We start from the raw sequence: 6,092 nt of genomic DNA on the forward strand, positions 1-6,092 counted from the left end.
GGGGACTTCGCCCCGTTCTGGTTCGCGGTGCCGGTGCCCCGTCCGCTGTACGGCGAGGACGGTTCGCCGTCGCAGATCGCCGAGCTCGCGCCCGGTACCTGGTACCTCGCGGTGGAGCAGCGCGGCCAGGCCCTCGTCGCCCAGACGCAGGACGGCCGGCGCGGTGTCCTGCAGGACACGACGGGCATCCAGCGCGGCTGACGCGCGCAGTGAGCCGATGACGGCCCGCCGGGATTCCCGGCGGGCCGTCGTCATGTACAGGGGCCTGCCGGTCCGGCCGGGTGGCCCCGCTCCGGGCCAGGCGTGCGTCTTGGGTCCGGGCGGGCGCCGCGCGTCCGGGCGGCCGGGACTCCTTGCCGGGGGCCCGGCTCCGGCCTAGAGTCGGAACCCTCGGATCTGACGGAGCGTCAGCTCCATTGACCCGCCGGGAGGGCAGGTTGCGGCTCGGCCTCGCGCTCGGCTACTGGGGACGCGGCCCCGACCCGCGCCACCTCGGCCTCGCCCGGGAGGCGGAGCGCCTCGGCTACCACTCCGTGTGGACGGCCGAGTCCTGGGGGTCCGACGCCTTCACCCCGCTCACCTGGATCGCCGCGCACACCAGCCGCATCCGGCTCGGCACCGCGGTCGCGCAGATGGCCGCCCGCAGCCCTGCCGCCACAGCGATGCACGCCCTCACCCTCGACCACCTCTCCGGCGGCCGGCTGCTGCTCGGCCTGGGGCTGTCCGGCCCGCAGGTCGTGGAGGGCTGGTACGGGCGGCCGTTCCCGGACAGCCCGCTCACCGCGACGCGCGAGTACGTGGACGTGGTCCGCCAAGTGCTGCACCGCCGGGCCCCGGTGGCGCTGGACGGCCGCCACCACGCGCTCCCCTACCGCGGCCCCGGCGCGACCGGCCTCGGCAGGCCGCTGCGCCCCATCACCCACCCCCTGCGCCCGGACCTGCCCATCCTGCTCGGCGCCGAGGGGCCCCGCAACGTCGCGCAGACCGCGCGCATCGCCGACGGCTGGCTGCCGCTGTACTGGTCCCCGCTGCGGACGGACCTGCACGCGGCCGCCCTCGCCACCGCGCCCGAAGGCTTCCTGGTGGCGCCGCTGGCCCAGGCCCGGGTCTGCTCCGATGTCGCCGAGGGGCTGCGCCCGGTGAAGGCGATGCTGGGCTTCTACATCGGCGGCATGGGGCACGCGCGCCGCAACTTCCACGCCGACCTCATGGCCCGCATGGGGTACGAGGAGGCCGCGCAGCGGGTGCGGGAGCTGTTCCTGGCGGGCCGGCGGGAGGAGGCCGTCGCGGCGGTGCCGGACGCCTTCGCCGACGAGATCTCCCTCGTCGGGCCGCGCGGCCGCATCGCGGAGCGGCTGGAGCTGTGGCGGGCCGGGCCGGTGACGGACCTGCTGGTGACCGCGCCGGACGTGGAGACGCTGCGGGTGCTGGCCGAACTGGTGTGACCGGGGCGGGCGGGCGGCGCGCGCCCGGCGGTCACGGCCGCTCCGGCCTCCCCTGCCCGTGCAGCCACGGGCCGAACACGCCGCCGAGGTTCTTCCCGGTGCGCTCCTGCCAGAACCGCTCGAACTCGGCGGTGTCGGCGTTGCCGTGCCGGTGCTCGCTCACCCAGGCCCGGACGGTCGTGAAGAAAGTCTTGTCGCCGACGGCCTGGCGCAGCTTGTGCAGCACCATCGCGCCGCGGCCGTAGACGGGCGGGTCGGAGACGGTGGCCGGGGCGGGATCGGCGGGCGGGAAGGCCCAGATGCCCTCGCTGAGCGGGTCCTTCCCGGTGTAGTAGTCGTCGAAGATCTGCTGGGTGGAGCGCCCGCCGTGCTTCTCCTCCCACATCCACTCCGCGTACGCGGCGAAGCTCTCGTTGAGCCACATGTCGCGCCAGGTGCGGGGGCTGACGGAGTTGCCGAACCACTGGTGGGCGACTTCGTGCACGACGGTCACGTCGTCCGGGGCGGAGTTGAAGTAGGGCTTGGTCTGGGTCTCCAGGGCGTAGTCGATGTAGGTGTTGTGGTCGACGACGGCGCCGGCGGAGGAGAAGGGGTACGGCCCGAAGAGCTCGCTCGCCCAGGCGATGGCCTCGGGCAGGAGCTTCTCCAGGCGGGACGTGGCCGCGCTCTCCTTGGGGTGGGTGGCGATGTAGAGCGGCAGGTCGCCGGCGCGGGTGGTGGTGACCTTGAAGGGGGAGACGGCCACACTGGCCAGGTAGCTCGCCATCGGCTCGGCGTTGTGCCAGGTGAAGGTGGTCCGGTCGCCCTTGGCGCGCTGACGCTGCAGCTCGCCGTTGGCCACGGCGGTGTAGCCCTTGGGGACGGTCACCGTGAAGTCGTAGGAGGCCTTGTCGGAGGGGTGGTGGTTGCCGGGGAACCAGGCCATCGAGCCGGTGGGCTGGCCGAGGCCGACCGCTCCGTCGTCGGTCTCGACCCAGCCCTCGGCGACGTCGCCGTCCTCGTCCTCGATCTCCTTCGGCGTGCCGTCGTAGACGACGACCGTCTCGAACTCGTGGCCCTTGCCGATGGACGCCCGGGGCGTCACCGTCAGCTCGCTGCCCTTCCTGGCGGTGCGCGCGGGCTGCCCGTCGACGCGGGCGCTGCGGACCTTCAGCCCGTCGAGGTCGAGGTTGAACGCGCCGAGGTCCTGCGTGGCCCGCGCGGTGATGACGGCCGTGGCCTCCAGGTGGTTGTCCTCGGGGTCGTAGTCGAGGGTCAGGCCGTAGTGCCGGACGTCGTAACCGCCGTTGCCCAGGCGGGGGAAGAGCGGGTCCCCCGCGCCGGGGGCGCCGCCCTTGCGGGAGGCGGCGTCACCGGAACCGCCGCAGGCCGCGACGAGCACGAGGGCGGCGGGCAGCACGGCCCGCCGCAGCCGCCGGGGCACGAGGGATCTGGGCACTACGGTCATGCGGTCATGCTCTCATCCGACTGCGGGAAGGTCCCTCAGGACATACCTCGCTGGAGCCGGAGGGGTTTCAGAAGACGGCCCGGTCCAGCCAGAAGCCGAGCAGCTCGCGGTCGCCCAGGACCTCGACGCGGTCGCTGTCGGCGGGAAGGCGCCGGAAGAGGACGCTCAGCAGGTCGGTCACGGGACCGCGCACGGCCACGGCGGCCTTCTCGTGGGCCCGGCGCCAGGAGATGCCCTCGCCGGTGAGGTCGATGAACCACTCCGCGTCGAGCTCCGCCGGGGTGTCGGTGGCGTGCAGGTGGAGGGTGCGGCCGGGGCCCGGCAGCTCCGCCAGGCGCGGCTTGAACGCGAGGGCCGCCGGGAAGGTGAGGATGCCCAGCCACTCGTCGATGCAGTCGGCCGCCACCTCGGGCTCCGCCGTGAAGGGGACGCCCAGGGCGCCCAGGGCGTCGGCGCGGTGCATGAGGGTCTCGTGCGTCATCCGGCGGGCCCAGAAGACGGACCGGTGGTCCTCGGAGAAGGTCCACACCGGGCTGTCGGGCCCCGCCTCGCGCAGGACGGCCACCAGCGCCTCGGCGCCTTCGCCGAGCCATGCGGCGAGAGCGGGCAGATCGTCCACGGAGGGCTCGCCCGGGGCGGGCGTGGGGCCGCCCTGGCCGGCGGTGGACGGCGGCACGAACTCCTTGACCTGATCGCGCACGAGCCCGGTGGCCATGCGGTGGGCCTGGCCCACGTGCAGCAGGAGCTGACCGAGCGTCCACTCCGGGCAGGTGGGCACGGTGACCGACACGTCGGCGCCCTCGCCCAGGGCACCGCGCAGCAGCTCGGTCTGGTGCAGGATCTCGGAACAGTAGCGGTCGTGACTGAGCATCGTCGTCATGACCTCACTGTAGATCCGCCCACTGACAACTCCCCGGACCAGCCCGGACGTTCAGATTCCGGTTCACACGTGCGCCGACTAGGCGCAGCAGTCCGGCTCCAGCCCGGAGGGCAGCCGCTCCCCGCCGAACACGGCGGTCGTCGCCTCGTCGCCGCCGAGCGCGGCCGCCGCGAGCAGCAGCGAACCCGCCGTCCACGTGGTGCGCTCCTCCGGCCAGACGGCGTCGTCGTCGTAGACGTAGCCCGTCCAGTACATGCCGTCCCCGGCCCGCAGGTGCTGGATCCACTGCAGAATCTGCACGGCGCGGTCGGACTCCCCCATCACCCACAGCGCGAGGGCGAGCTCGCAGCTCTCGCCGCCCGTCACCCACGGGTTGGGCAGCACGCAGCGCACGCCCAGGCCCGGCACCACGAAGCGGTCCCAGCCCTCCTCTATGCGCTCCTTGGCGGCGACGCCGGTGACGGCGCCGCCGAGGACGGGGTAGTACCAGTCCATCGAGTAGCGGCCCTTGTCGAGGAACCGCTCCGGGTGGCGGCGTATCGCGTGCGCGAGCAGGCCCGTGGCCAGCTCCCAGTCCGGCTGCGGCTCCTCGCGGTGCTCGGCGATGGCCAGGGCGCAGCGCAGCGCCTGGTGGATGGACGAGGAGCCGGTCAGCAGCGCGTCCGTGACGGGGGTGCCGTCGTCCTCGCGCTTCCAGCCGATCTGCCCGCCGGCCTGCTGCAGCGCCAGGACGAACTCGACGGCCGCGTAGACGGTCGGCCACATGCTGTCGAGGAAGGCGTCGTCGCCGGTGGCGAGGTAGTGGTGCCAGACGCCCACGGCCACGTAGGCGACGAAGTTGGACTCGCGGGAGCGGTCGGTGGGCTCGTCGGCGGCGCCGTCGGCGTAGGCGGCGAACCAGGAGCCGTCGCCGTTCTGGTGGCGGGCCAGCCAGCGGTAGGCGGCCTCGGCGCGCCCGTGCTCGCCGGCGGCGTCGAGGGCCATGGCGGCCTCGACGTGGTCCCACGGGTCGAGGTGGTGGCCGCGGAACCAGGGGATGGCGCCGTCCTCGCGCTGGACGGCGGCAATGCCCGCGACGGTGGCGGTGACCTGCTCGGCGGTCAGGACGCCGGGCAGCACGAGGCGCTCGGTGCGGCCGGAGCCGCGGCTGAAGAGGGTCACGCGTCCACCCCGGCGGGCAGGTGCGGCTTGGTCGCGTACGCCACGAAGCTCTTGCCGATGAGCGGGTTGAGGGCCTGCTCGGCGACCCGGGTGGCCAGGGGCTTCTTCATGATGTCCCAGACCAGCAGCTTGTGGTAGGCGCGGACGGGCAGCGCCTTGTCGTTGTCGACGCCGAAGGCGCACTTGAGCCACCAGTAGGGGCTGTGCAGGCCGTGGGCGTGGTGGGTGCCGTACGGCTCCAGGCCGGCCTCGCGCATCCGCTCCAGGAGCTCGTCGCCGCGGTAGATGCGGATGTGGCCGCCCTCGACCTCGTGGTAGGCGTCCGAGAGCGCCCAGCAGATCTTCTCCGGGCCGTAGCGCGGGACGGTGACCGCGATCCGGCCGCCCGGCTTGAGGACGCGCACCATCTCCGCGAGCACGCCCTTGTCGTCCGGGATGTGCTCCATCACCTCGGAGATGATGACGACGTCGAAGCTGTCGTCGGGGAAGGGCAGGGCCAGGGCGTCGCCCTCCATGGCGGTGGCGGTGGCCCCGGCCGGGGCCTCACCGGCCTCCTCCATGGCGGCGAACCACTTGGCGACCTCGCGTATCTCCTCGCCGTTGCGGTCGAGCGCGACGACGCGCGCTCCGCGCCGGTAACACTCGAAGGCGTGCCGGCCCGCGCCGCAGCCCAGGTCGAGGACGCGGTCGCCTGCGGCGAGCGGGAAGCGGGAGAAATCGACGGTCAGCACGGGTATTTGCCTTCGGCCGGCGGGACGGGGTGGTTTGCGGGGACGTACGGGTTACGGCGCGCCGGGCACCGCCGAGCCGCGCCGCGGGGGCTCGCCACGGCGGCGGCCGTTCCACGCCGGGGCGCAGCGTCTGCGGGCCCCTGCGTGCCACGGCAACGCCTCCCCGCCGCAACGGCGAGCAAGCCCCGCGGCGGGGTACGGCGGTGCCGGACGAGCTCGGTTCGGCACCGCCGGGACGTGCCATGGGGGCTGAGCACCGCCGCGGCGGAAAGATCGCGCCGGCGGCACGGCCCACCGGGCCCACCGATCCCGCACCGACATCCCTCCGCCGCAACGGCGAGCAAGCCCCGCGGCGGGGTACGGCGGTGCCGGACGGCGTTCGTGGGGCGCCGCCGGGACGCCACGTCGTGGCCGGGCGCCGCCGCGGC

Annotated in this window: 5 protein-coding genes and 1 pseudogene; 2 read left to right on the forward strand and 4 right to left on the reverse strand. The window is 74.1% G+C overall.

Going from position 1 to position 6,092, the window contains the following annotated elements; genetic code table 11:
- Both V7793_RS31625 and V7793_RS31630 read left to right on the forward strand, forming a co-directional pair.
- Positions 1 to 201: pseudogene (locus V7793_RS31625) on the forward strand (hypothetical protein); the annotation flags it as partial.
- Between the two features lie 236 nt (positions 202 to 437).
- A complete protein-coding gene (locus tag V7793_RS31630) occupies positions 438 to 1,445 on the forward strand; it encodes an LLM class F420-dependent oxidoreductase (RefSeq protein WP_336013077.1) in 1,008 nt (335 codons plus the stop codon).
- Between the two features lie 31 nt (positions 1,446 to 1,476).
- Here V7793_RS31630 and V7793_RS31635 read toward each other — a convergent pair whose 3' ends face one another.
- The 4 genes from V7793_RS31635 to V7793_RS31650 form a co-directional block, all read right to left on the reverse strand.
- A complete protein-coding gene (locus V7793_RS31635; RefSeq protein WP_336013069.1) occupies positions 1,477 to 2,892 on the reverse strand; it encodes a M1 family metallopeptidase in 1,416 nt (471 codons plus the stop codon).
- 67 nt (positions 2,893 to 2,959) lie between these two features.
- Entirely contained in the window at positions 2,960 to 3,772 is an 813-nt protein-coding gene (locus tag V7793_RS31640) for a maleylpyruvate isomerase family mycothiol-dependent enzyme (RefSeq protein ID WP_336013071.1), read from the reverse strand.
- 78 nt (positions 3,773 to 3,850) lie between these two features.
- Positions 3,851 to 4,933, reverse strand: coding sequence for a prenyltransferase (locus V7793_RS31645; protein ID WP_336013073.1), 1,083 nt, complete (start codon positions 4,931 to 4,933; stop codon positions 3,851 to 3,853).
- A complete protein-coding gene (locus tag V7793_RS31650; protein ID WP_336013075.1) occupies positions 4,930 to 5,664 on the reverse strand; it encodes a class I SAM-dependent methyltransferase in 735 nt (244 codons plus the stop codon). Before V7793_RS31650 ends, V7793_RS31645 begins: the two co-directional genes overlap by 4 nt.
- Between the last annotated feature and the right edge of the window lie 428 nt (positions 5,665 to 6,092).

It is taken from the genome of Streptomyces sp. KLMMK (assembly GCF_036961605.1).
GTDB classification, from domain to species: Bacteria; Actinomycetota; Actinomycetes; order Streptomycetales; family Streptomycetaceae; genus Streptomyces; species Streptomyces telluris.